This is a genomic window from Peribacillus sp. NPDC097198 (assembly GCF_044762055.1).
Classification (GTDB): domain Bacteria; phylum Bacillota; class Bacilli; order Bacillales; family DSM-1321; genus Peribacillus.
Genome location: NZ_JBIWDO010000009.1, coordinates 57,781 through 83,080 on the forward strand (window position 1 = coordinate 57,781; position 25,300 = coordinate 83,080).

A 25,300-nucleotide genomic window follows, 5' to 3' on the forward strand; every position below is an offset into this window, starting at 1 on the left:
GGGCTGGGGAGTTGACTACATTGGATCTATTCGACTTGACGAATAAAACGGCTATTGTAACAGGAGGCGGGAGAGGTCTCGGAAAACAAATAGCGTTGGCACTGGCTATGGCAGGTGCAAATATTGTAATTGCTTCACGGAAACTTTCTGTATGTGAAGAAACTTGTAAATACTTACATTCAATGGGTACGAAGGCGTTGGCCATTGAATGTGATATTACGAACAAAAGTGATATTGATTCAGTTGTAAAAGAAACAATGGATCATTTCGGTAGCATCGACATTCTTGTCAATAATAGCGGGACCTCATGGTCTGGTCCGTTAGAAGATATTCCCGAGGATAAATGGGAAAAGGTAATGAACGTTAATGTTACAGGTACATTCTTGTTTTCACAGGCCGTAGCAAAAATCATGATGGCACAAAAATCCGGGAAAATTATTAATATCGCATCGGTATCAGGGCTTGGAGGCACTCACCCTGAGTTGATGGTGACCATTCCTTATAACACTAGCAAGGGAGCTATCATTACCTTGACAAAAGATCTTGGTGTCAAATTAGCTAAACATGGTATTCAGGTGAATGCGATAGCACCAGGCTTTTTTCCAACTAAGATTACAAAGAAAATCCTTGAAGAATCCGATTATGACATTCTTGGAAAAACTCCGGCACATCGATTTGGTAATGGTGAGGATTTAAAAGGAGCGGCAATACTTTTAGCGTCGAAAGCTTCAGACTATATAGTGGGGCATGTTCTGATCGTTGATGGAGGCATCGCCGCTACAATCTAAACAAAGAAGAGGGGAAACATTAATGCCAAAAAAAACAGATTTTTATAAAGGGTTAAAACTCTTGGGCACTCAAAAAGAACAAGAGTTAAATGATAAAATTCGTGAGTTCATTAATAATAGGAGATTTATTGAATCCATCAGCAACAATTCAAAGCAACAGGTTCCGCGTATAAATAAGTTTCAGGAAGCTTCGGAGAGAATGTCCATCATCATGAATTACCCAACCAAACAGGATGTTGCTAATGTAGCCAAATTAGTCATTCAACTTGAGGAAAAAGTAGACAAGGTTGAAGAGCTACTTTTACATCTCACTGAAGGGGAAAAACGATCCAGTAGAAGAAGTTCACGAAATAAAAAAAGGGAAAGTACAGGGCAGGTACGTGATAAAAAGAAGATCAGTGACTTTCTTTTTGATTCCTTATTATCCAACGCCAAGGTACAAGTAAAAGGTTTATGAACATGAAGGAAATGAATAAATCAGGTCGTAAAACTATGGCGACGCCTAAATGGAAACACTTCTTGGATATTCCAAATCAGCCGATGCCGGAAATGGGCACTACACCGAGGGTACGGGTTTGGAACAAGAACAAATCAACATTATGGTATTATCCGCCGATCAAAAAAAAATATAAAGTACCAGTATTTCTCATCTATTCATTGATTAATACACCTGTAATTCTTGATCTAGGACCAGGAAATAGTTTGATAGAAGCTTTTGTTAACGAAGGCTTCGAAGTGTATTTGATTGATTTTGGTAGTCCAGGCTATGAAGACGGAGATACGACGATAGATGATTATATTATAAAATATATCCGGAGTGGGGTACGGCGTGCGCTTCTTCACTCAGGTGCATCGGAAATTTCCATAATGGGCTTTTGTTTGGGTGGGACGATAGCTACGATGTATGCTGCTATTGCAAATGAGCCAATTAGAAACCTGATTCTTTCGGTGACACCCATCGATTTTAGTGATTCGCAAGTATTCGATCAATGGCAGGCCTCGATGAGGGATGGAAGTGCCAATTTTGATGAAGTGCTTGACATCATGAAAGTCATACCTGCCAGTGGGGTGAAAGATGGCATTCGATTAATCACTTCACCTATTTACTTTTCTCCATATTTATCTTTGCTAAATCAAGCGGATAATGAACAATATGTTCAAAACTGGCGTAGGTTCAACGCGTGGACGAATGGTCATGTCCCTTTATCTGGTGCAGTTGCAAAACAACTAACAGATGACCTTATTATCAATAACCGTCTGGTTAAGGGACAATTGAAAGTGAACGGAAAAAAAGCCAAAATCACGAATATTGATGCAAACGTTCTAGTTGTTGCAAGTGAAAACGACCGTTTAGTACCACAGGAAATGATTTCCCCCATAATGAGGCTTCTAAAAAGCAAGGACAAAACCTACAAACTCCTTCAAAGTGGACATGCTTCCAACAACTATGCCGGTAAGCTACCCCAGTATCTTAAAGAGTGGCTTCCTGCGCGATCATCACCCATCAAGAAAGTAAAATAGTACGGAGGAAGGGGTTATATACCATGATAAAGGAAAATAACGAATATAAAGTTACGTCAGTGTTGGGATATTTAGGATTTGCATCGGTCATATTCTCAAGGTTTTTTGCGGAACTTTAATTTAGAACAAATGAGGCTGGCTCACTCATGAACCAGCCTTTCTTTATGGAAAATATTTCACTCTCTCATCAAGCGGAACGATTTCTTTATCCCCTGGTTCAGCAGTTGGTTTTCCGAATGGCATTTGCGCAATTAGTTTCCACTTCCTCGGCAAATCCCATGTTTTTGTAACTTCCTCATCAATTAAAGGATTGTAATGCTGGAGGTTGGCTCCAAATCCTTCACCCTCCAAGGCGGTCCAAACCACAAATTGTAACATGCCTGAGGATTGATTGGACCATATAGGGAATTTATCCGCATATGATTTAAATTGTTCCTGAAGATGTTCCACTATTGATTGATCTTCATAAAATAGTACAGTTCCATATCCATTTTTAAAGGAAAGCATTTTGTCTTCTGTTTGTTTAAAGTCTTTTTCGTCAACGATTTTGCGGAGGGTTGCTTTGGTGATATCCCAAAACTGATCGTGGCTTTCACCTGTTAGAACGACTACTCTTGCACTTTGAGAATTGAACGCTGTTGGGGAATATTGAACAGCATGATCGATCACTTCCTTAATTCTGCTATTTGGGACAACCGCTTCTTTGCTGATTCCATAATAGGACCGTCTATCTTCAATTGCCTGCCAAAAATCTTTCTTCATGCTACTAACCTCCATTAAATCTACTACATAATTATGGTGCCTCGTAATGGTAGGAATATGTTTAGAAATTAATGGATTCAGGCCAATGGTGTTTACTTTTGGCATTGGTGAGGGTAGGTAAGTGGGGTATAAGCGGCGAGTAAAATCCGTCTTATTCTGCAATTGCAGGCTGACTTTTTGTTTTTCTTCTATATAATAGAATTATAGATAGCTTTCACTCGATCCTCATAGAGACCGCCCGGTGTTTCAACGAATTCTACAGGTTCGGCGTAGTTTTCATGGTCGTAGGGATTCATTAAGCCTAGGGGTGTTTACAATTGAGACACGGAATCGCTCGCCTAGGCATTTGGTGAGTTTGCGGTGCAACTTTTGCTATGGTCCTAGTACATAGGAGATGTTCTTTCGCGAAGAAGAGATGACGAATCATAAAAATAAGTATTTCTGAGTAAGAGTATGAAAATATAAGAGGAATTCAGTCAGGCTTTGGCAATGAGGTGGTCCATTCACACTCTTTGTGGAAGTGATCATGGCTATTCTTTGATCTGAGCACTAATGATAATTGAGAGGGGATAAAAAATGATTTCAATAAATCCTGAAAGCTTAAGTGAGCGGGAAAATTATAAATTTCTGACGGGGAGTATAATTCCAAGACCCATTGCTCTTATTACGACACAATCAGAAACTGGCATAATAAATGCAGCACCTTTTAGTTTTTTCAATATAGTCAGTTCCAATCCTCCCATGCTTTCTGTTTCTGTTCAAAGAAAAAAAGGAGTCCAAAAGGATACCGCCCGAAATGCGATTAAAAGTGGGGAATTCATCGTTCATATCACAGATGAGGACATTGTTGAAGATGTTAACCAAACGGCGGCAGAGCTCCGACCTGAAGAGAGTGAATTAACTCTCACTAAATTTACCACTGTTGCTAGTGATAAAGTGGCAGTGCCTGGCTTGAAAGAAGCAAAAGTGCGTTTTGAATGTAAATTGGAACGAGCTATTCCTTTAGCGGGTTCAGTGGACGATCCAGGCTGTGATTTATTAATAGGTAGAGTAGTCTGCTATCATATCAACCAAGGCATCTATCATGAAGGAAGAATCGACCAGAATGGCCTTAAGCCGGTAGCTCGTTTGGCTGGACAAACTTATACGAAACTTGGGGAGTTATTTGAACTACAACGTCCTTGATTCCCCCTCGACCCTTAATTTGACAAATGGCGATATCTATCAATAGATATCGTCCTTTTTCATAGAGAAGATTTCTTATGAATTAGGTAACCATTTCAGGTGACATGGCTCATTTTTTCAAGGACATTCTGGATTTAAAGTGGTTCTAATAATGTATGGAAGGCATAGGGTTTGATGATGTAGTAAAATATGTAAGGGGGACCCCCAGTGACAGAAGGATTACATAGTATTGACTTATCCGTACCTATTGAGAAAGTTTGGGCATTTGTCAGTGATATTGAACAATGGGCACCGCTAGTGCCAGGCTATATCAAGCACGAACTATTAAATGAACGCACCCTTATTTGGGAGTTTAAGAGTGATCTCGGTTTAATGAAAAAGAAAATCAAGTTGGCAGTTGAGATAATGGAATGGCAAGTACCAAATAAGATCACGTTCAATCTTCAGGGAATAAACGAGAAGTTTGATGGATATGGTTACTTTTTGGCTGAAAGTGTAGAAATGAAGCGAACAAAGATGACTGGGTGCTTAGATATTACAGCAAAAGGAGCAAAGGCCCCTATTATCAACGCATTAATGAAATCCCATGTCCCACAAATGACGGTTGAATTTGCTGAAACCATTGCTCAAAGGGTTCAATTGCAAAAAAGGTGATTTGGTACATTGGCTAAAACATCTCTCATGGGGTATAAGATGTAAAATACGTTTAAACTCTGGGAAAAGGGATGAACATAGTAATAAGCACGTGGTAAGATAAAGGATGTAAAGTGAAATAGGAGGTAAACCTCACATGGAATATGAAAAGCAAATGAAGAACCGTGTTAAACGGATAGAGGGTCAACTACGGGGTATCTTGAAAATGATGGAAGATAATAAGGATTGTAGGGAGGTAATCACCCAATTGTCTGCTACAAGATCTGCCATAGATCGGACGATAGGTGTAATTGTAAGCTCCAATCTTGTAGAGTGTGTACGCGAAGCAAACGAGTCTGGAGACAAGAACCCTGATGATCTTGTTAAAGAAGCAGTTAATTTGTTGGTGAAAAGTCGCTGATGATTAAAGATTCTTCTTACTTTTACATGGTAGAGGCAAATCATAATATGGGTAGAGGATTACGTAGGTATCATCAATTTTCATTAATGGATTGGATCCAGCACCGCTTATATAGGGAAGCTGGATTTTTTATTTGAAATCTCGGGAAATGCAACTACATCTTGGCCAGTTAGAGCACGATATCGCTTTGTTATAAAAGGATTTGCGTGTTATTCTTAAAGGGATAAAAATTATGTGAGGGAATTGCCATGGAAATAACGCAAATTACATCCGTATTATTCGGTCTCATTCTTATTTTAAATATATTATTTGCCACGGTCGTAATATTTTTTGAAAGAAAAGAAGCAAGCAACACATGGGCCTGGCTGTTAGTCTTGTATTTCCTTCCCGTTGTTGGTTTTATTTTATATCTCCTTTTCGGGACGAGTTTGAGACATGCTCACTTGTTTCAGTGGGAGGACAAAAAGAAGATCGGGATTGAGGAAATCCTAAAAAAACAAATGATTGACCTTAGCACAGACGATTTTCCATATCGTAATAATTCATCGAGCCATTATCGTGATTTGATCTATATGCACCTTCGATATAATGATGCCGTATTAACGGAAGATAATCAGGTTGATATTTTTACGGACGGAAGAGAAAAGTTCGAACAACTTTTTAAGGATATTGAAGCGGCTGAAAATCATATACATATTCAATATTACATTATCCAAAGAGATGTTCTGGGCAAGCGGTTCATCGAGGCTTTGACCAGAAAAGCCAATGAAGGAGTGAAGGTCCGCTTATTATATGATGAATTGGGATCGAGGAAATTGACAAAAGGCTTTTTTAAGGAGTTTAGACAAGCAGGTGGGCGAGTGGAAGCGTTCTTTCCATCTAAGTTGAAATTCATAAATTTACGCTTGAATTTTCGAAATCATCGTAAACTCGTCATTATTGATGGGGAAGTCGGTTATGTTGGCGGCTTTAATGTAGGAGATGAATATTTAGGGTTGAATCCCAAATTTGGATATTGGCGTGATACACACCTTCGAATCAAGGGCCCTGCAGTTAAAGCCATCCAAACCCGTTTCATTCTGGATTGGAATCAAGCATCGAAGCATCATGACATAACCTATCAACCGCATTATTTTCCGACCCCTGTTTATCAAGGTACTACCGATTTGCAAATTGTAACCAGCGGACCCGATTCGGAATGGGAACAAATAAAGAATGGCTATATTAAATTAATTTCTTCAGCGAGACATTCAATTCTTATTCAAACACCTTACTTCATTCCGGACGCAAGCTTATTGGATGCGCTCCGAATTGCAAGTTTATCGGGTATTGATGTAAATATCATGATTCCCAATAAACCTGACCATCTTTTCGTATATTGGGCAACCCTCTATAATGTTGGAGAGTTATTAAAGGCAGGGGCTAAAGTATATATCTATGATAAGGGCTTTATCCATGCAAAAATGATTGTCGTGGATGAAGAAGTTTCTTCGGTCGGGACGGCAAACATCGATGTCCGAAGTTTTAAACTGAATTTTGAAGTGAATGCTTTCATTTATGACGAAGGAATTGCCGAAAAATTGACGAAGATTTTTTATAGGGATATAGAGGTTTCCAAACCGTTAACCATAGAAGAATTTGAAAAACGTTCTAAGTGGATTCGATTTAAGGAGTCCATCGCGAGACTGGTATCACCGATTTTATAATGTGGTGTATCGGATAAAATACATTTAGAAAAGGCGGGATATTGCGGTGAAAACTTTTATAATTACAGGGGCCTCAAGAGGTCTAGGAGCAGCTCTAGCAGAGCAGTGCTTGAGCGACGGGAATCATTGTATCTTAATTTCTCGTACCCCTCATCCTGAAATGGCTGAAAAAGCAGTTATGGCCGGAGCGAAGCTTAGTTTCATCTATATGGATCTATTCGACGGTTCACAACTTGCTCCATTAATCGATAAGATTTTTACAGAATTGGATGAAGATAGTGATGTTTATTTTATCAATAACGCAGGTGTTATTGATCCAATCAAGACAGTTGGGAATTTAGCACAAGAAAATATAGAACTCAGCCTACGTGTGAACTTCATGGCACCTGTTGTGTTGGCGGATGCATTCATCAAACGTACAAAGGAATGGAAACAAAAAAAGGTGATGGTCAATATTTCATCAGGAGCAGCCAAGAATCCTTATCATGGCTGGGCAGCCTATTGCAGTACAAAAGCGGGTCTTGAAATGTTCACCCGTGTAGCTGGACTAGAACAGGAGAAAGAAACTTATCCGACGACGCTCATATCTTTTTCACCAGGGGTGATGGATACAGGAATGCAAGAAACCATCCGTTCTGCTGATGAAAAGGACTTTTCAGACAGAACTAAATTTCATGACTATAAGGAAAAGGGGCTGTTGAGGAGCCCAGAATTCGTGGCAGAAAAACTGTTGCAATTGTTAGAGGTCAATAAGTTGGAAAATGGGAAGTTTTACGAACTCAATCAATTACTTTGATCTTTATGAATAGGTAGCAAATAAGCTCTAGGTAAAAGGGGGACCTCCATATAGAAGGTCCCTTTTGCCTTCCTTAGAACCTGATTATCCATGGAATTGTTGAAAAATCAAAGCCTCTCCTCTATGTGTGAAACTAAGCTCCTATTTACATAACAGCGTTCTAATGGGTACAAGCTACATCCCTGCTATACCCCTGTTAAAACTAATTAGATGAAATTACACATTTAGGCCATATCAATAGAATACATTAATGATAAAGGTCAAAATGAAAAGTGTAGTGACACTAGTATAACTTTACATTTACTTTTGTGAGGAGTGGAGGGTGAGATGACAATCCAGGTCGTCAAAAGAGGAGATACCTTAGAGGCCATAGCTAAAAAGTACAAGGTTGATTCTGCAAGGATAGTGGAATTGAATGGTCTGGAAACGACAGCACTGGTTCCTGGTTTAGCCCTATATATCCCCGAGACAGGAGTTAGAAACCGTACATATCTAATCAAACAGAATGACACGCTTTCAGGGATTGCAAAGAGATATATGACGAGCGTATCAGCCATTAAAAAAGCTAATCCGGGTCTATCAGCCATACTTAAGATAGGGGAAAGAATACTCGTTCCTTCCCCCTATAAGAAAAGATTGATTACGATGGGCTTTTCTTTTCCAGTTTCAAGCGGTACAGTGTTTGAAATGCTTGAGGAGAACGGGGATAAGCTAGCCTATCTGGCTATTGTAGCCTATTCATTTACGCAGGCAGGCTTTGCCTATATAGAAGGTGACGATTTACCCCTTATAGAGAAATGTGAACAAAATGGAGTGACACCTTTATTGATGATTCGGAATTTTCAGAACGGGAATTTTGATGCGGACTTGGCGGGTGATGTCCTCACCAGTTCCATTTATCGTAGAAATCTCATCACAAGTATGATGAATTTCGTGAAGGAAAAAGGGTATGGCGGAGTGAGTATGGACCTGGAATTCGTCCCTCCAGGTAAACGGGAGGAATATGTGACTTTTTTACAAGAGCTAAAAGCGGAATTGAACGGACTGACTTTACAAGTTAATGTACATGCGAAAACGGAAGATAATCCAGAAAATCGAATTGTTGGCGGACATGATTATAAGGGCATTGGAAAGGTTGCCGATTTAGTCGCCGTAATGACCATCGATTATGGTTACCCGACCGGCCCCCCAGAACCAATTTCCCCTATTTGGTGGATGACTAAGGTCATCCAGTATGCTATATCTACGATGCCTACGAATAAATTACAGGTAGCCATTCCTATGTACGGATATGGTTGGCTCGTCCCTAGCAATGAGACGAGCGCGATGTCAGCACAAAATGCCCAAAACTTAGCAATCGCAACAAATTCAGAAATTCGCTTTGATAGGAAAGCCGCCTCTCCTACTTACTCATATACACAAGAAAAATCAGAACATATCGTTTGGTTTGAAGATATTCGCTCAATAACTGCAAAATATCAAGTGATTGATGCATATGAACTGGCTGGTACCACCTATTGGCATATTGGTTTGCGTTTTCCACAAAATTGGGCATATATACAGGAGAATATTTTGATAATAAAATAGTTATACAGTTTTTTTCGATACGAATAGGGAAACGATGAGAGACAGAAATAATTTATGTAATACCACTCAAAGCATACAGAGTAATGACAGAAGTTTTTAGTAAATCATGCCCATTCATTTGCAACTTGCCATTCCTTTGCTAATATATAAGCATACAGAAAAAATAGGAGTGTTGACTGTGGCTGAAACTCCAGCAGAAACTAAGGAACTGGTTCACTATATTGAACCAAAAGGAGATTATATCTCTTTTTCAGATGAAGAGGATTATATTGCAAAAGGGGTAGAGTGGAAACTGTTCACTGCTCGATCAGTAAAAAAAGAATTACTATATAAAAGTGGAAGCTTTCAAACAAAAGTAAAGTTGGCCGGTTATGAACAATATGGAAATGGTCTGGATACTATTGTTGTCGAATTTGATAATGGCAGGCTTAGCTGTATTCATCCCGCTTATTTAAAGGAAATGCAAAGTTCGAATTTTGGGAAAGAATTATTGAGCGGTCCTGCTGCTCCAGGGTCTTTGACCGAAGTTGTACAGGATGCGAAAGGTAAGGGAACAGAGGACCCTGGAAAGAGCAGCACTGAAGCGCCGAAAGCTACACCAAAAAAGGAAAAGTCAAAGAGTAAAAAGGAACCGGCTAAACCGAAATTGGACTTACCTGCTGAAAAAGTTCATTTTACGGCAACAGTCAAAGAGTTTACAGTCAAAATGAATCATTTTACGGGTGAAGAGGATGAAGTCATCTTATTAGAAAACGTAAAAGTTACCTCGGATCCAGAACTTCTCATTGGGGATGCATGGTGTGGTTATAGCAAAACTTTAAAAAAAGCTGAACTTATAGAAGGCGACGCTCTAGAATTTGACGGAAAAGTCGTAGAGAAGAAATACAATAAGGAAATTCGTTATAAAGTGAACAACCCATCCAAACTGGTTAAAAGCACGGAAGCTTGATTCTATAATCATATTTTTTAAAAAAGTGGTAATAGGCCCTTGGTCTACTACCATTTTTTGTGTTATAAAAGATTCAAAATACGGCGTCGGATGGCCCTTTGTAAGTACAATCCCGTTTTGCTTTTATTATGATTCATTTAAATGGCTTTGGAGATAATACAACTTATGAAATCATAAAAAGTGAAGAGGGTATGCCTGATATGAAAAAATTAATGTTATTGCTTAAGCAGGGCAATAAATCAGCTTTTATTGCAGCCTGTGTTAATAGTATCATCGCCATTTTAAAGGGAATTGCCTATTTTATGACCGGAAATGTCGCGATGTTCGCCGAAACACTCCATTCTTTGGGGGATGCTGCCAATCAGTTTTTCGTTTTCATTGGTTCTGCCTTAAGTAAAAAGGCACCGACAGAGCGCTTCCCGGAAGGCTTTGGCCGTTTGGTGAACCTGGTGCTTTTAGGAGCTGTATTGATTGTTGGGATCATGTCTTATGAAACGATAAAGGAAGGCTTCCATCATATTTTGCATCCTACTGAATCAACTGGGATTGTCATTAACTTAACCGTTTTATTCGCAGCGGTTGTCCTTGAATCCTATGTCCTGTTTAAAGCAATGAAAGAAGTGGTTAAAGAAGTGAATATCGAAGCAAAGGGGGCTGCTGCGGTTATAGTTAAAAGCTTTTCGGGTTTAAGGCGTGCAAAACCAGCCACAAAACTGGTGTTTATGGAAGATATGGTAGCGACAGGTGGTGGTCTACTCGCAATCATAGCGATTTTACTGGCGAACTTCACTCCTTTTAGGCAAGCAGAAGGGATAGCTTCTGTATTCATTGGACTCGGAATGTTTTACGTAGTGGGTCGGGTATTCCTTGAAAATGCAGCAGGTGCACTAGGTGAAGCTGACGTTGATATGCGCCTGAAAATCGGAACGATGGTCATGAAAGATCCAGAAGTTCGTGATATTCAGAAACTTGCCGTTATTAAAGAAGGGGAAAACTTTCATGTGGAACTTGAGGTTGAGCTGGATGCGCATATAACGATTGCTGAAGCAGATATGATAAAGGACAGATTGATTGCAGAAATCTTCAAAGAAAGAGGAGTCACGGATGTCATTATAGAGTTCGATGAAAATGACGGTGTTGCAAATTGGCAGGAAAAGATTCATTCCAAAGTGAAGGAAGAGAAAAAGAAGAGATGAGCAAATTTTTGAGTAAGTAAGATGAGATCTTTTACCTATACAATCAGATTTCTTCCTTGGAACAGCAAGATACAGTATGCTATAGGTATCTACATAGAAAAGAGAAAGGGTGTTTATTCATGGATAACATAGACATACGATTAGTTGCACTCGATATGGATGGGACGCTTTTAAATGAAAAAGGGGAGATTTCAGAAGAAAATCGACGTACGATTAAAGAAGCAGAACAGTGGGGAGTTCATGTAATTTTGAGTACGGGAAGATCCTTTGCTACATGTAATGACTTTGCCAAGTCCATGGAACTTCAATCATACTTAATAACGGTCAATGGCAGTGAAATATACAATAACGATGGTGAATTGGTGGAAAGGCATATTGTCGATAGCGAATATGTACAATGGATGTGGGAATTAAGCCAAAAGCATGGAACCCATTTCTGGGCAACCAGCTGTGATCGTGTCTACCGGGCTGAGATGCCCGAAAAAATTAATGAATCACAATGGCTTAAATTTGGATTCGATACCAAGGACGATGCCATCCGTCAACTGATTATGGAAGAGCTTAGGACAAAAGAGAATCTTGAAATCAGTAATTCCAGCCCAACGAATATTGAAGTGAATGCTCATGGCGTAAATAAGGCAAAGGCAATTGAACGTGTTTGTTCAATGCTCGATCTTACTATGGACCAAGTCATGGCAGTAGGGGATAGTCTAAATGACCTTGCCATGATTCGAGAAGCAAAAATAGGAGTAGCTATGGGGAATGCCCAACAAATCGTTAAGGAAGAATCCGATTGGGTGACCTCGACCAATCAGGAAGATGGAGTGGCAAAAGCGATACGTAAATGGGTACTTTCTTAATAATGAAAACGATGCTGTATGTGGAATCGCCTTCCATATGCAGTTTTTTTCTACACGTTAAAATGGACAATTATTTCTTGAAAATTTTGTATTTTAGAAGTATGATACTCTTGTAGTGTAATATTTTGGTAATATATTAACATTGGGAGGTTATAATGATGAGCAAATCTATTCCTGAGCACTGGTGGAGTCAACTTTCTTTACCGGTCATATCTGCACCCATGTTTTTAATTTCTGGTCCGGATTTAGTAAAAGAGTGTTGTTTGAATGGGGTAATAGGCTCGTTTCCAGCTCCGAATGCAAGGCCTATCGAAGTCTTGGACCAATGGATGGGTGATATTAATGATACACTCATTTCGGCAAGGGACAAGGATCCAAACAGCAAAATCGCGCCGTGGGCAATGAATATGGTAGTACATCGGACCTATAGTCGCCTAGAGGAAGAATTGGAATTGGTCAAAAAGCATCAGCCTCCCATCATCATAACTTCACTCGGATCGCCAAGACATGTTGTGGATGTTGTACATAGCTATGGAGGCCTGGTTTTTTCTGATGTCAGCAGTGTGGATTTTGCAAAAAAAGCCGCTGAATCCGGCGTGGATGGTTTAATCCTTGTAGCATCAGGTGCAGGAGGACATGCAGGTGAAATAAATAGCTTTGCTTTCGTGGACAGTGTCAGGACATTCTGGGATGGAATCATTCTACTCGCCGGATCAATTAGTACGGGTCATAGTATATTGGCCGCCCAGGCTGCAGGAGCTGACTTGGCTTACATGGGCACCCGTTTTATCGTGGCAAAAGAGAGCATGGCGAATGACCAATACCGTCAAATGCTTGTAGAGTCTAATCAAGATGATATTATTTTGACTGATGCATTTTCAGGTGTTAACTGCAATATGCTTAAACCAAGTATTAGAAAAGAAGGATTGGATCCAGAGCAATTAGCCAAAAAAGAAAAAGTCGATTTTGATAGCATGTCAAAATCATCGGAATCTAAAGCATGGCGTGATATCTGGTCTGCAGGTCATGGTGTCGGCGCCATAAAGCAGATTGATACAACAGCTGGTATTATCAAGCAACTCGAAAATGAGTATCGTGATTCCCTTGGAAGATTAACCGAACAGGCCGGTAAAATAAAAGGGATCATATCTAGATGAATTGAAAGCGCTTTAGCTGATTTGTGAAAGTTGTAGAGGGTCCATACTGGGCCCTCTATTTTAATTGGACATGATCCTATTGCATGAATTTGGTAAGTGAATTGGAATGTATAATTTCCGAGCATTATATACAAGTCTGATGATAGCTGAATAACGCAAAGCCCAAAATCCTATCCATGACCACATTCAGGAAAATCGTTATCATTTTGAATTCTAACGATTAAAAGGTTGAAAAATAACATAAGAAATGGTATATTACTCGCAGATAATGACCGAATGAATGAATTGGTCAGTACTTCTTGGAGGAGGATTTGAAAATCATGTTTAAATCGTTAAAGGGTGAATTTTTGGCGATTATAAAGAATCCTATAATACTAATCTCAATCATAGGGATCATCAGTATTCCCCTTCTTTATAGCGGAACGTTTTTGTGGGCATTTTGGGATCCATACGGAAAGGTTGACCAACTGCCGGTCGCCATTGTCAATAATGACGTTGGGGCTGAATTTAATGAAGAGGAACTCACCATTGGAAAAGATTTAGTGGGAGAGTTGAAGGAAAAGAAAGACTTTGATTGGCATTTTGTTAGTCAAAAAGAAGCGGATCAAGGACTGAAAAATCTGGACTATTATATGAAAATAGAAATTCCAGAGGATTTCTCTAAGAATGCAACCACTTTGCAAGATGATGAACCGGAAAAATTGGATTTGATTTACACATCTAATGAAGGCTATAACTACATTTCCACTAAGATTGGTGATGCCGCATCCGAAAAAATCAAGGCAGAGGTTTCTTCAGCAGTTACGAAAACTTATGCGGAGTCGATGTTCGATAGTTTGCAAGATGTTGCCAGCGGCCTTAAAGATGCTAGCGATGGAGCAGGTGAGCTGAAGGATGGTACGGATAGTGTGAAAGACGGAACAAAAGAACTAGGTACCGGAATTAACTCTGCCAAAGAAGGCGCAGAGAAAGTGGATGAAGGAATTAGTTCTGTTCAGTCAGGATCGGTTGAAATCCAAAATAACCTTGAAAAGTTGGCCGAAAAATCGGTGACCTTCTCGAATGGTGTCGGTTCAGCAGCGAGTGGCTCAAAAGAGCTAAACCAAGGATTACAGCAATTCAGTTCTGGTTTCGGGCAAATGAAAGCAGGACAAACGGAACTTTTAGAGGGAGCAAAGAAATCTGAAGCAGGAACGGGTACGTTAGCAACAGGTTTGCAACAATCCTTGGAAGGTTTCAATCAGATTGAAGGAAAACTTCCAACTCTGTCTGAAGGAGCTAATGGTGTAGCGGCGGGTGCAAGTCAACTTTCATCTTCATTGAACGATTGGAGTGCTGCTGCCAGTGAAGCAAAAACAGGTGCGGCTCAAGTTTCTGCGGGGCTCGATGAAGTTATTTCCGGATTGAAACAACAATCTCAGGCTTCGGAAGACCCAGCTGAAAAAGCGCGTTTGGAAGGTCTTATTACATCATTGACTAAAATTAATGAGGGAAGCAAGGGAGTTTCCGAGGGAGTAGGTAAACTTTCAGCTAGTGCTTCTGAAATTTCCAAAGGCAGTACAAGTCTTAGCGATGGTGCCAGTCAAGTTGGAAAAGGAACGGACGCGCTTAGTGATGGTTTCAGCCAATTGTCCGAAGCACAAGGAAAACTGGCTAGTGGAGCAAGTGAACTAGAAAGTGGACAGGGACAATTGGTAGCCGGTTTAACGACATTCGGTGAAAGCATAGATACGGCTCAGAATGGACTTGGTCAATTAACGGAAGGCAGCAATAATTTGGTCACGGGACTTGACCAATTAGAAGATGGTTCCAAGCAATTATCTAGTGGAACTTCCCAACTTTCAGAAGGATCGAAAAGTCTGGTTGCTGGAACAGATAAATTGAAAGACGGATCATCGAGCCTGACCAATGGAATGGGAGAATTGGCCAATGGAGCCATTAAGCTTGAAGATGGCGTTGCCAAACTCTCGGATGGATCAAAAGAATTACATGATGAATTGAAAGATGGAGCGGAGGATGCAAGTGACATCAAAGTGGATGATGATGTCTATGATATGTTTGCAAGTCCGGTTAAAGTCGATAAAATGCCAATAAATAATGTACCGAATTATGGTACAAGTTTTGCACCATATTTGGTTTCATTGAGCTTGTTTATTGGAGCAATCGTATTGACGATTATTTTCCCGTTGAGGGATCCAGCCGTCATTCCTAAAAATGGGTTCGGTTGGTTTATCAGTAAATATAGTGTCATGGCTCTAGTCGGGCTAGGTCAAGCCATTTTGGTGGATACGATATTGATATTAGGCTTAGAAATTGAAGTTACAAGCATCCCGCTATTCTTCATGATTAGTATTATGGCCAGCTTCACTTTTATGGCGATCATCCAGTTCCTAGGTGCAGCTTTCGATAACCCGGGGCGTTTTATAGCCTTGCTTATTTTGATTCTTCAGCTGACTAGTAGCGGGGGGACTTTCCCGAATGAATTGGTGCCTAATTTCTTGCAACACTTTACACCATTCTTACCGATGACTTATTCGATTAATGCTTTTAGAGCGGTTATCTCCACAGGCGATTATGGTTTCATGTGGCATAATCTTGGCACTTTGGCGATTTTCTTGGTAGTGGCTTTGATTCTATCTATCGTTTACTACAGCTTAAGATTCAAAAAGCAAAAAAATGCATTAGCTAAAGAAGAAGAGTTAGCGGTATAAGGGAAGGCGGACTCAATCTGAGTCCGCTATTTTTTTGAATGGGTGTAGGTGATAACAACGATAATATGGTGAGCCAGTCTCATTCGTTATATCGTTTTAAAGATTTGCAGAACGGAATAAACGTGGAAAAGCAGGAAAATTCACTGGGGATTTTCCTGCTTTTTTTATACATGAGATTTTTGAGAAGAAGGCGAATATTTTCTCATTGGTTTTTTAGCGATAACATCCTTTAAATAAGGAAGGCCTAATGGATTTGATTTTTGCAACAATTGCATTAAGTATGAAATGTCATCCATGGCTCGATGTGTTTGAAAGTTAGTGATGTCATGGGCTTGAAGCAGGGTTAATAGTTTACTATTTAGGAAACCATATTGTTTCCAAGGGACATTTCGCATTGTACAAAACCACTTATGATCATTGATTTCCGGATACATCTGGTAGAGAAAACTGCGGTCAAAGGAGGCGTTATGGGCGAAAATGGAATCGGCACGGTTTATATATGATTTGATTTTTTCATCATGAAAACTTTTCCCCTCTACAGAACTATAGGATATTCCATGAACTCTGTATGCTTGACCGTAATTCCGTTTTGCTTGATATGAGAGTGGTTCTCTTAAAAATGAATCTTGTTCAATTAGACTTAAAATATTTCCAGTCTCGCTGTTATAGGTGAAAAGGATTAAAGCGAGTTCGATAATTTCATCCGATCCCGGTCGCAATCCTGTCGTCTCAACATCCAGAACTAAACCTACTCTATTAGACAATTACTTTTCCTCCAATGTATACTACTATCTGAAATTTTTTATTTAGCGAACGGAGTATAATATCAGCCGTTAAAGACTAGTATAATATAAAAGTTTAAAAAAAGATGCAAACAATGAAAGGAGCCATCTATACATTCAGGGGGATTTTTATTAAAGCCAAAGGGTAAAGAAAAAAATGCAGCGAATAAGCTGCATTTTTTCTTATTTTCCGATGAATTGCTGCGTCCAATAACGGCTGTAGGTTCCGCCTTGAACATATCCAACTCCAATATGCGTATAATTCCCATTCAAAATGTTGGCTTTATGTCCGGGACTATTCATCCATGATTTCATCACTGCAGATGCACTTGTTTGGCCAGCTGCAATATTTTCCCCTGCATATGTATAACCAATACCAAAGGACTTCATCATGTCGAAAGGGGAACCATAGGTAGGACTTGTATGGCTGAAGTAATGATTGTCACGCATATCCCCTGATTTTGTTTTTGCAACATTTGAGAGCTCTTGATCCAATTCCAAGTCTTTCAGTCCAGCTTTTGAACGTTCAGAATTTACTAGGTCAAGAACTTGTTGTTCAACTGAAGAGTTACTTTCGTGGGTTGTTTCATTTTTGGTGGTGGGTATGGAGATAGCCTGGCCAATTTTAATTTGATTAGGATCATCTAAAATAGGATTCGCCATAAGCAAATCGGAAAGGCTGATACTATGTTCAGTAGCAATCTTCGTTAAAGTATCTCCATTATTCACTGTATAGGAATTGGACCCTAAAGCCACAGTTGGGAAAAGTAGCGATAAAGTTAGTACAGACGGTAAAATTATTATCTTCATTGAACTTCCTCCTTTTACAAAATTCAGTAATGAAAATCTAGTATGCTATAAAATTAGGATAACGTAAACTGGTTAATTTTTGAAAAGGGGAAAACCAGGATGAAAGAATTAGCTCTATCTAAAAAGAAAGTAGGTACATACTATCTTGATTTGGATGGCGTAATGGTATAGCTAGTCCATTGTCTCCGTATGATATCCATCAATATTTGTTCGGAAAGAATTATTTTTTTGTTTGCATTTTACCATGATAAGGGTAAAGAAGGATTAGTTTATAAGACTCTATTGTATAGATATAGAACTAAAACAAGTACAAATCGTACATTAATAGGAAGGTGAAGGTAAGGATGGATTTGAAATCCGGAAAGTTATATTGGAATGAGACTTACCATGAAGAAATGAAATATCCAATATTGGAAGAAGACATTATGTGTGACGTTTGCATAGTGGGATCTGGTTCGTCCGGAGCACATTGTGCTTATTTTTTCGCTGAGACGGGACTTAATGTGGTTCTTGTAGATAAGAGGGACTTAAGTACAGGGAGTACGGTGGCTAACACGGGTCTTTTACAATATTCAAATGATAAATCCTTAACTTCTCTGATTCATAGTTTTGGAGAAGAAGCTGGTACTCGACATGTCCAGCTCTGCTTGGAAGCCATACGTACGCTTGAAAAAAAGGTTGTCCCAAGCTTAGCTGATGACTCAGACTTTAAGATTAGAAAGAGTTTGTATTATGCTTCTAATCCAGAGGATGTTTCTATGTTGAAAGAAGAGTATCAGAACCTTCAAAACCGCAACTTTCCAGTAGAATATTATTCGGAAAACGAAATAGGAAAACATTTTTCCTTTTTTAAAGCAGGGGCGCTTGTCACAGGGAATGACGCCGAAATAAATCCCTATAAGCATGCTCATTTATTACTGAAAAAGGCTTATCAACAAGGTGTGCGTATATTTTCCAATACGAAAATCAATGGAAAAATCTTAAAAGATGATCATACGGAGTTAATCACCGATACAGGTCATTCTATCCGTGCACATCATGTTATTTTTGCCACAGGCTATGAAGCCCAAGAAGAAGTGAATGATCCGAATGCTATGATTCTCAGTTCCTATGCCATTGCAACGAATCAGATTGCGAATCTTGCCAAATGGGATGAAGGAATGATGATTTGGGAAACGGCAAGGCCTTATTTATATGCAAGGAAAACGGTTGATAACCGGATCATCATAGGTGGATTAGACGAAAGAACAACCTATTCCGAGAAGAGAGATTCAAAAATCATACATAAGCGGGATGAATTGTTGAGTCAACTTGTCTATTTATTCCCAGAATTGGAGGGCGTGGTCCAAGCAGATTATTATTGGGGTGCATTCTTTGGTGAGTCACATGATGGTTTACCAACCATTGGGATCTATCCGAATTACCCTAACTGCTATTTCTTAATGGGGTATGGTGGAAATGGTACAGTTTATAGTGTCATTCTCTCACAAATCATTAGAGATTTGATAACAAAGAATTGCCATCCCGATTCAAACCTATACTTAAAGGAAAGGTCTCTTATGAAAGGAACTATCGGTTAAACAGGAAACACGCCCTAGAGTATAGAATAATAGAGGAAAGGATGATTACTGGGGGTAAAAGGAATGAAGTTTCCTGAATTAGAGACGGATAGGCTGTATTTGATAGAAATAGGTAAGCAGCATGCAGAAAGTCTGTTTGATATCCTTTCAAGGGAAGAGGTAACCCGGTATGGGGGCATTGAAACATTGCTTCGCTTAGAAGAGTCACAGAGGATTATTCATTCTTTTAGAAGCTCATACATTAATGAAAGAGGAATCCAATGGGGAATGGTCTTAAAAGATACAGGAAGGTTCATTGGGACGGTAGGTTTAAATCATTTGAATAAGTCTAATAAAAGGGCAGAAATAGGTTACGAAGTTCACCCTGATTATCGGCGAAAGTACTATACGTGGGAAGCGGTCAGAGAAGTATTGAGATTCTCTTTTCATGAACTTGAGTTGCATCGCATTGCCGCGATGGCTTTTCCGCATAACATGCCTTCGACTAACTTATTGAAAAAAGTTGGATTTCAGGAAGAAGGAACGCTTAGAAATTATCTATATTTTAATAAAGAATCTCAAGATGTCCGGATCTTTTCGTTATTGAATAGTGAATATAGTGCATTGAATTCTGGCTCATTGCCCCCCGCTTTCTATAGGGACTGAAACAGAGAGTTTTGTTTAGTGCATCAGAGAAAATGCCCAATCATGGGCTTTTTTTGTGCCTGATATGTGAACATTTATAGATGAACGTCCAAAGTTCCATCCATTCATCATTTTGTTAGAATCATAAACCATCCAGCCATTTGAATCCAGATTATCCGGGAACTTAGTCCATTTTTAAAGCCGTATATATTTAAAAATGTAGTATAAGGGGTACAAAATAGATTATTTAATTTTGTAATATTTTGAAGGGTTTAGCAAATTATGGTCGAATATAATAATATTATCCTTTTGCGAGGTTTGAAAGGAAGGTGGTTTTAAGCTATTAAACTGCTGTTTTTTGGGTTTTCCGAGGAAAAGGGCAAAACGAGTGTAATCGGTTTGCTGACTAAGTGTAATGATGAACGCTAAACTTCTAACTAATCCTCGCAGAAAATTTCCGGAATGAAATAAGCCGGCAGTTGATAGAGTAGAAATGGGAGGGGCCTGAGCTTGGGTGACTCCACAATTAAATCGTACAGAGGGGGAAAACATTTGAAAAAGTCTAAATTTTCAGTACTATCATTGTTTTTAGCCATGATACTGGTACTGGCCGCGTGTAATGGAGGATCGAAGGAAACTTCGAATGAAAAAGAGGAAGGCACAAATAAATCCACTGAACCAAAGGTGTTAAATCTGAATAACTCATCCGAACCTGGTTCACTACATCCTGCTAAAGCACAAGGAACTCATGATTCTTGGATTCTGAATCATACTTTCGAGGGGTTGACTAAGAAGACCGAGGAAGGCGAAATCGTTCCAGCGGTTGCAGAATCATGGGAGACTAGTGAAGATGGTAAAACTTTGACATTTAAATTAAAAGATGGTTTAAAGTGGTCGAATGGAGATCCCATTACCGCCAATGACTTTGAATATGCATGGAAATATGCTTTGAATCCTGACACTGCGGCTGACTATGCTTACCAACTTTATTATCTTAAAGGGGGAGAAGCGTACAACGCGAAAAAAGGCAAGGAAGAGGATGTTGGTGTAAAGGCTACGGATGATCTTACATTAGAAGTTACATTAGAAGAGCCTACTCCATATTTCTTGGACTTAACATCATTCTATGCATTTTTCCCAATCAATAAAAAAGTCCAAGAAGAAAATCCTGAATGGGCTCAAGAGGGAGAGACGCATGTTTCGAACGGACCATTCAAATTAACAGAATGGAAACATAAAGAGAGCATTAAAATCGAGAAGAACGAAAATTATTATGATAAAGATCAAGTTAAATTGGATGCTGTAAATTTCGCTCTAATTGAAGACGAAAATACAGCATGGCAAATGTATGAGAATGGTGAACTTGACCTGGCATATCCATTACCAGTGGACAAACAAGGCCAGCTGGTTAACTCTGGAGATAAAGAATTCCAAAATGGTCCAGAACTTGCCGTTTACTATTACAACTTAAATACTAAAGTGAAACCATTCAATAATATTAAAGTCAGAAAAGCTTTATCCATGGCCATTGACCGTAAAATGATCACGGATAATGTTACTCAAGGTGGCCAACAGCCAGCCTATGGTATCGTTCCTCCTGGTATTCCTGATGCCACTGGTGATTTCCAGGAAAATACAGGCAACCTTTTTGAAGAAAATGTAGATGAAGCTAAAAAGTTATTAAAAGAGGGCCTTGCAGAAGAGGGTATGAAAAAAATGCCTGATTTCTCCATTTTATTTAACACATTAGATGCCCATAAGAAAATTGCCGAAGCTGTACAAGAAATGTGGCGTAAAAATTTAGGTGTTGAAGTCAAATTGGAAAATGCTGAATTCCAGGTTAAATTAGACCGTGAAAAAGCGGGAGATTTCCAAATTTCACGTGCTGGCTGGGTTGGTGATTATGTCGATCCAATGACATTCATGCTTTGGGAGACTGATGGCGCTTATAATGATGCCGATTGGTCTAACAAGGAATACGACAAGTATCTTAAGGAATCAAAAACTGCATTGAAACCGGAAGATCGCATGCCTATTCTACACAAGGCTGAAAAAGTATTAATTGATGAAATGCCGATTATCCCGATTTACTTCTATACTAAACCATACATGGTTAAATCGAATGTTACAGGAATTTATGCACCAATCAACGAATATCCAAACTTTATTTACGCAGACAAAAAATAAAGGCACGATAGTGATGGGAGGTATGTCCTTATTCGGACATACCCCATTTTTCAGTTGAAAATTTCATGAATTCATTTCTGCTTTAAACTTCTATGAAAAGAGAATTGAGGTGATTACCATGTTGAGATATACGATGAATAGATTAAAATGGGCAATTATAACTTTATGGGCGGTCATTACAATCACTTTTATCATTATGCATTCCATACCAGGAAATCCTTTTGCTAAAGAAGGGACAATGCCTCCTGCAGTATATGAAAATCTACAAGCCCATTATGGATTAGACAAACCACTATTAGCCCAATATGGAAATTATTTATTGGAAGTGCTTCGGTTTGATTTTGGTCCTTCCTTAAAATCTTCATCCATTTCCGTGAATGACTATATTGTGAACGGGTTCCCAGTATCTTTACATTTAGGTGCGCAAGCGTTGGCCATTGCCGTTTTCTTTGGTCTGATTCTAGGTGTAGTGGCTTCCTTATATCGAAATAAAATACCTGATTATCTATCAATGATCATTGCGATTGTTGGTATATCAGTGCCGAACTTTATCTTAGCTACAGTGCTGATTAATTATCTCGCTATAGAATTCAAAGTGTTTCCAGTTGCTACATGGGCGACATGGAAACATACGATTTTACCTTCTATCGCCCTGTCCATGATGCCACTGGCCTTTATTGCAAGGTTAATGCGGACGAGCATGCTGGAAGTCATGGGTCAGGACTACATATTGACCGCTAAGGCCAAAGGCTTGAAAAGAAGTAGCATTATTATCAAACATGCGATTCGAAATGCCATCTTACCTGTCATTACGATTCTTGGCATTCTGACGGCCAACATTGTAACGGGAAGTTTCATTATTGAGCGCATTTTTGGAATTCCGGGGATGGGAGAGATGTTTGTAAAAGGAATCTTCAATCGGGATTACCCGGTTATTCTTGGTTCCACAATAGTGTATAGTGCAGTGCTTGTCATATTGATTTTCATAGTGGATGTAGCCTATACGTTGATTGACCCGAGAATTAAAGTGACGGGGGAGAGTAAATAATGGCAGAAAAAGTGCATTTAACCGAAGAAATGTTCTCGCCCGCAGAAGATAATTTTAAGGAAGCGGAAAAAATATCAAGGCCAACCATATCATTTTGGTCTGATGTATGGCGAAGGTTTAAGCAAAATAAGCTGGCCATGGCAGGTTTTGTTCTTATTGTCCTATTAGTGTTTATGGCTATTTTCGGGCCCTACATGAATGGATATTCATATTACGAACAAGATTTTGCAAAAAAGAATCTTAGACCAAACGCTGAACATTGGTTCGGTACGGATACAGCCGGAAGAGATCTATTTACGAGAGCCTGGTATGGGGCGAGGATATCCTTATTTATAGGATTGATGGCTGCTCTTATCGATTTTATAATCGGTGTCATTTATGGTGGGATTTCAGCTATACGTGGTGGGCGCACGGATAATTTAATGATGCGGTTTGCCGAAGTCATCTATGCCATTCCATATTTACTGATGGTCATTTTAATGATGGTAGTTTTAGATCCTGGTATATTACCAATTATCATCGCAATGACGATCACAGGCTGGATCCCAATGGCTCGATTGGTCCGGGGCCAGGTATTACAGCTAAAGGAAAATGAATATGTCCATGCAGCCACTATCTCTGGTGCCAATACGAATTGGACATTAAGGAAACATATGATTCCCAATACAATGGGACCTATTTTAGTAAATTTAACATTGACCGTTCCTACTGCAATTTTTGCCGAGGCGACGTTGAGCTTTTTAGGTCTAGGTGTGCCAGCTCCTCAAGCTAGTTGGGGTACCCTTACAAGTGATGCTTTGGGAAGTATTTTAGTCGGTAATTTCTATCAGCTTTTAATCCCAGCCATCCTTATTTCGGTGACGATGTTTGCCTTCAATGTAGTGGGTGATGGGCTTCAGGATGCACTGGATCCAAAGCTTAGAAAATAATAAAGTCCTAATCATAAAGATATTGAAACTAGAATAGGAGGGACGTTAATGGGGAAATTGTTAGAGGTCAATGATCTGCACATCACCTTCCATACGTATGCGGGTAAAGTGCAGGCTGTCCGAGGTGTGGACTTCCAGGTGGAAAAAGGGGAAGCCATTGGGATTGTAGGAGAGTCTGGGTGCGGAAAAAGCGTAACGGCGAAGTCCATAATGAAATTATTGGAAACACCACCGGCGCAGTATGAAAAAGGATCGATACTATTTAATGGAAAAGATCTCGTTAAAGCCAATGAAAAGGAAATGCAGAAAATTCGAGGCAATGATATCAGTATGATATTTCAAGATCCGATGACTTCGCTTAACCCGACAACCAAGATAGGCACTCAAATCATGGAGTCTATTTTAAAACATAAAGAAATCTCTCGTAAAGATGCATATGAAAGGGCCTTAGATACTTTAAAGTTGGTGGGCATCCCACAACCGGAAAAAAGGATGCAACAATATCCGCATGAGTTTTCGGGGGGGATGCGTCAGCGGGCAATGATTGCGATAGCCCTGGCCTGTGATCCACAATTATTAATTGCTGACGAGCCAACAACTGCATTGGATGTAACGATTCAAGCACAAATCTTAGAACTTATGAAAGATATTCAGCGAAGGATGGATACTTCTATTATCCTTATAACACATGATTTAGGTGTTGTTGCAGAAACCTGCGATCGCGTAATTGTAATGTATGCGGGCACGGTTGTGGAGACTGGAACGGTAGAAGCGATATTTGCAAATCCACAGCATCCCTATACAAAGGGTCTTCTCAAAACCGTGCCAAGGCTAGATATGGAAAAAACGGATCCGTTGATTCCAATCATTGGGTCTCCTCCCGATTTATTAGATCCACCAAAGGGCTGCCCCTTTTATCCAAGATGTGAATATGCAATGAAAGTATGCAAAGACCATAACCCGGAACTTGAAGAGGTGGAAGTGGGACAGACGGCAGCATGCTGGCTTCATCATCCGATGGCAAAAGCAACAAGAAATCAATCTACGACTACGGTATAAAGGAGGAGA

General features: G+C 39.5%; 23 protein-coding genes. 20 read left to right on the forward strand and 3 right to left on the reverse strand.

All coding sequences use genetic code 11. The annotated features are described in order from the left end of the window. Positions 1–11 precede the first annotated feature (11 nt). Genes ACIQXQ_RS15975 through ACIQXQ_RS15985 form a run of 3 tightly spaced genes read left to right on the forward strand, consistent with a single transcriptional unit; the run spans position 12 to position 2,309 of the window. The gene (locus ACIQXQ_RS15975; protein WP_402868703.1) at positions 12–788 is read left to right on the forward strand and encodes an SDR family oxidoreductase; all 777 of its coding nucleotides are present in this window, start codon (positions 12–14) and stop codon (positions 786–788) included. A 22-nt stretch (positions 789–810) separates the two neighbouring features. After that, the gene (locus ACIQXQ_RS15980) at positions 811–1,245 is read left to right on the forward strand and encodes a hypothetical protein (RefSeq protein WP_402868701.1); all 435 of its coding nucleotides are present in this window, start codon (positions 811–813) and stop codon (positions 1,243–1,245) included. Positions 1,246–1,247: 2 nt separating this feature from the next. Continuing rightward, complete coding sequence (locus ACIQXQ_RS15985; protein WP_402958715.1) at positions 1,248–2,309, forward strand: alpha/beta fold hydrolase; 1,062 nt, start codon at positions 1,248–1,250, stop codon at positions 2,307–2,309. A gap of 162 nt (positions 2,310–2,471) precedes the next feature. Here the strand turns inward: ACIQXQ_RS15985 and ACIQXQ_RS15990 are convergent, their stop codons facing one another. Then, positions 2,472–3,071 (reverse strand): nitroreductase family protein, encoded by a 600-nt coding sequence (locus ACIQXQ_RS15990; protein ID WP_402958717.1) that lies wholly within the window; start codon positions 3,069–3,071, stop codon positions 2,472–2,474. 576 nt (positions 3,072–3,647) lie between these two features. On the opposite strand from ACIQXQ_RS15990, the gene ACIQXQ_RS15995 reads away from it, so the two are divergent. The 11 genes from ACIQXQ_RS15995 (at position 3,648) to ACIQXQ_RS16045 (ending at position 16,272) form a co-directional block, all read left to right on the forward strand. Next, positions 3,648–4,256: a flavin reductase family protein gene (locus ACIQXQ_RS15995; protein ID WP_402868696.1), complete on the forward strand. Its 609-nt coding sequence runs from the start codon at positions 3,648–3,650 to the stop codon at positions 4,254–4,256. A 207-nt stretch (positions 4,257–4,463) separates the two neighbouring features. Next, the gene (locus ACIQXQ_RS16000) at positions 4,464–4,910 is read left to right on the forward strand and encodes an SRPBCC family protein (protein ID WP_402868694.1); all 447 of its coding nucleotides are present in this window, start codon (positions 4,464–4,466) and stop codon (positions 4,908–4,910) included. 136 nt (positions 4,911–5,046) lie between these two features. Next, the gene (locus tag ACIQXQ_RS16005; RefSeq protein WP_402868692.1) at positions 5,047–5,310 is read left to right on the forward strand and encodes a metal-sensitive transcriptional regulator; all 264 of its coding nucleotides are present in this window, start codon (positions 5,047–5,049) and stop codon (positions 5,308–5,310) included. A gap of 248 nt (positions 5,311–5,558) precedes the next feature. Beyond that, entirely contained in the window at positions 5,559–7,016 is a 1,458-nt protein-coding gene (gene cls, locus ACIQXQ_RS16010) for a cardiolipin synthase (protein WP_402868691.1), read from the forward strand. Positions 7,017–7,062: 46 nt separating this feature from the next. Next, positions 7,063–7,812, forward strand: a complete 750-nt coding sequence (locus ACIQXQ_RS16015; RefSeq protein WP_402958719.1) for a (S)-benzoin forming benzil reductase — start codon at positions 7,063–7,065, stop codon at positions 7,810–7,812. 327 nt (positions 7,813–8,139) lie between these two features. Then, positions 8,140–9,399: a glycoside hydrolase family 18 protein gene (locus tag ACIQXQ_RS16020; protein WP_402958721.1), complete on the forward strand. Its 1,260-nt coding sequence runs from the start codon at positions 8,140–8,142 to the stop codon at positions 9,397–9,399. 178 nt (positions 9,400–9,577) lie between these two features. Beyond that, the gene (locus tag ACIQXQ_RS16025; RefSeq protein ID WP_402958723.1) at positions 9,578–10,348 is read left to right on the forward strand and encodes a hypothetical protein; all 771 of its coding nucleotides are present in this window, start codon (positions 9,578–9,580) and stop codon (positions 10,346–10,348) included. Positions 10,349–10,548: 200 nt separating this feature from the next. Then, positions 10,549–11,544 carry a cation diffusion facilitator family transporter gene (locus ACIQXQ_RS16030; protein ID WP_402868684.1) on the forward strand — a complete coding sequence of 332 codons (996 nt, stop codon included), beginning with the start codon at positions 10,549–10,551 and terminating at the stop codon, positions 11,542–11,544. Positions 11,545–11,663: 119 nt separating this feature from the next. Next, positions 11,664–12,404 carry a Cof-type HAD-IIB family hydrolase gene (locus tag ACIQXQ_RS16035; protein WP_402958725.1) on the forward strand — a complete coding sequence of 247 codons (741 nt, stop codon included), beginning with the start codon at positions 11,664–11,666 and terminating at the stop codon, positions 12,402–12,404. 158 nt (positions 12,405–12,562) lie between these two features. Next, positions 12,563–13,561, forward strand: a complete 999-nt coding sequence (locus ACIQXQ_RS16040; protein WP_402958727.1) for an NAD(P)H-dependent flavin oxidoreductase — start codon at positions 12,563–12,565, stop codon at positions 13,559–13,561. Between the two features lie 320 nt (positions 13,562–13,881). Further along, the gene (locus ACIQXQ_RS16045) at positions 13,882–16,272 is read left to right on the forward strand and encodes a YhgE/Pip family protein (RefSeq protein ID WP_402958729.1); all 2,391 of its coding nucleotides are present in this window, start codon (positions 13,882–13,884) and stop codon (positions 16,270–16,272) included. A gap of 164 nt (positions 16,273–16,436) precedes the next feature. Here ACIQXQ_RS16045 and ACIQXQ_RS16050 read toward each other — a convergent pair whose 3' ends face one another. Beyond that, positions 16,437–17,036, reverse strand: coding sequence for an exonuclease domain-containing protein (locus ACIQXQ_RS16050; RefSeq protein WP_402868676.1), 600 nt, complete (start codon positions 17,034–17,036; stop codon positions 16,437–16,439). Positions 17,037–17,237: 201 nt separating this feature from the next. After that, on the reverse strand, positions 17,238–17,864 hold the full coding sequence (locus ACIQXQ_RS16055) for a CAP domain-containing protein (RefSeq protein WP_402958731.1): 627 nt from the start codon (positions 17,862–17,864) through the stop codon (positions 17,238–17,240). 344 nt (positions 17,865–18,208) lie between these two features. Between ACIQXQ_RS16055 and ACIQXQ_RS16060 the strand changes: the two genes are divergently transcribed. From ACIQXQ_RS16060 to ACIQXQ_RS16085, 6 genes are all read left to right on the forward strand, one after another. After that, positions 18,209–19,444 carry an NAD(P)/FAD-dependent oxidoreductase gene (locus ACIQXQ_RS16060; protein ID WP_402958733.1) on the forward strand — a complete coding sequence of 412 codons (1,236 nt, stop codon included), beginning with the start codon at positions 18,209–18,211 and terminating at the stop codon, positions 19,442–19,444. Positions 19,445–19,507: 63 nt separating this feature from the next. After that, positions 19,508–20,089, forward strand: a complete 582-nt coding sequence (locus tag ACIQXQ_RS16065; RefSeq protein ID WP_402868670.1) for a GNAT family N-acetyltransferase — start codon at positions 19,508–19,510, stop codon at positions 20,087–20,089. A gap of 531 nt (positions 20,090–20,620) precedes the next feature. Then, complete coding sequence (locus tag ACIQXQ_RS16070; protein ID WP_402868668.1) at positions 20,621–22,255, forward strand: peptide ABC transporter substrate-binding protein; 1,635 nt, start codon at positions 20,621–20,623, stop codon at positions 22,253–22,255. A gap of 118 nt (positions 22,256–22,373) precedes the next feature. Beyond that, complete coding sequence (locus ACIQXQ_RS16075; protein WP_402869855.1) at positions 22,374–23,303, forward strand: ABC transporter permease; 930 nt, start codon at positions 22,374–22,376, stop codon at positions 23,301–23,303. Next, positions 23,303–24,232 (forward strand): ABC transporter permease, encoded by a 930-nt coding sequence (locus tag ACIQXQ_RS16080; protein ID WP_402868667.1) that lies wholly within the window; start codon positions 23,303–23,305, stop codon positions 24,230–24,232. The genes ACIQXQ_RS16075 and ACIQXQ_RS16080 overlap by 1 nt, the downstream gene beginning before the upstream one ends. Positions 24,233–24,280: 48 nt before the next feature. After that, entirely contained in the window at positions 24,281–25,291 is a 1,011-nt protein-coding gene (locus tag ACIQXQ_RS16085; protein ID WP_402958735.1) for an ABC transporter ATP-binding protein, read from the forward strand. Positions 25,292–25,300: the final 9 nt, after the last annotated feature.

Excerpts from the sequence above, each read along its gene's own strand:
- ACIQXQ_RS16075 (WP_402869855.1), top strand. The coding sequence starts at position 22,374 with ATGTTGAGATATACGATGAATAGATTAAAATGGGCAATTATAACTTTA.
- ACIQXQ_RS16035 (WP_402958725.1), top strand. The coding sequence starts at position 11,664 with ATGGATAACATAGACATACGATTAGTTGCACTCGATATGGATGGGACG.
- ACIQXQ_RS16030 (WP_402868684.1), top strand. The coding sequence starts at position 10,549 with ATGAAAAAATTAATGTTATTGCTTAAGCAGGGCAATAAATCAGCTTTT.
- ACIQXQ_RS16020 (WP_402958721.1), top strand. The coding sequence starts at position 8,140 with ATGACAATCCAGGTCGTCAAAAGAGGAGATACCTTAGAGGCCATAGCT.
- ACIQXQ_RS16040 (WP_402958727.1), top strand. The coding sequence starts at position 12,563 with ATGAGCAAATCTATTCCTGAGCACTGGTGGAGTCAACTTTCTTTACCG.
- ACIQXQ_RS15990 (WP_402958717.1), bottom strand. The coding sequence starts at position 3,071 with ATGAAGAAAGATTTTTGGCAGGCAATTGAAGATAGACGGTCCTATTAT.
- ACIQXQ_RS16045 (WP_402958729.1), top strand. The coding sequence starts at position 13,882 with ATGTTTAAATCGTTAAAGGGTGAATTTTTGGCGATTATAAAGAATCCT.
- ACIQXQ_RS16065 (WP_402868670.1), top strand. The coding sequence starts at position 19,508 with ATGAAGTTTCCTGAATTAGAGACGGATAGGCTGTATTTGATAGAAATA.
- ACIQXQ_RS15995 (WP_402868696.1), top strand. The coding sequence starts at position 3,648 with ATGATTTCAATAAATCCTGAAAGCTTAAGTGAGCGGGAAAATTATAAA.
- ACIQXQ_RS16085 (WP_402958735.1), top strand. The coding sequence starts at position 24,281 with ATGGGGAAATTGTTAGAGGTCAATGATCTGCACATCACCTTCCATACG.
- ACIQXQ_RS16055 (WP_402958731.1), bottom strand. The coding sequence starts at position 17,864 with ATGAAGATAATAATTTTACCGTCTGTACTAACTTTATCGCTACTTTTC.
- ACIQXQ_RS16060 (WP_402958733.1), top strand. The coding sequence starts at position 18,209 with ATGGATTTGAAATCCGGAAAGTTATATTGGAATGAGACTTACCATGAA.
- ACIQXQ_RS16005 (WP_402868692.1), top strand. The coding sequence starts at position 5,047 with ATGGAATATGAAAAGCAAATGAAGAACCGTGTTAAACGGATAGAGGGT.
- ACIQXQ_RS16080 (WP_402868667.1), top strand. The coding sequence starts at position 23,303 with ATGGCAGAAAAAGTGCATTTAACCGAAGAAATGTTCTCGCCCGCAGAA.
- ACIQXQ_RS15980 (WP_402868701.1), top strand. The coding sequence starts at position 811 with ATGCCAAAAAAAACAGATTTTTATAAAGGGTTAAAACTCTTGGGCACT.
- cls (WP_402868691.1), top strand. The coding sequence starts at position 5,559 with ATGGAAATAACGCAAATTACATCCGTATTATTCGGTCTCATTCTTATT.
- ACIQXQ_RS15985 (WP_402958715.1), top strand. The coding sequence starts at position 1,248 with ATGAAGGAAATGAATAAATCAGGTCGTAAAACTATGGCGACGCCTAAA.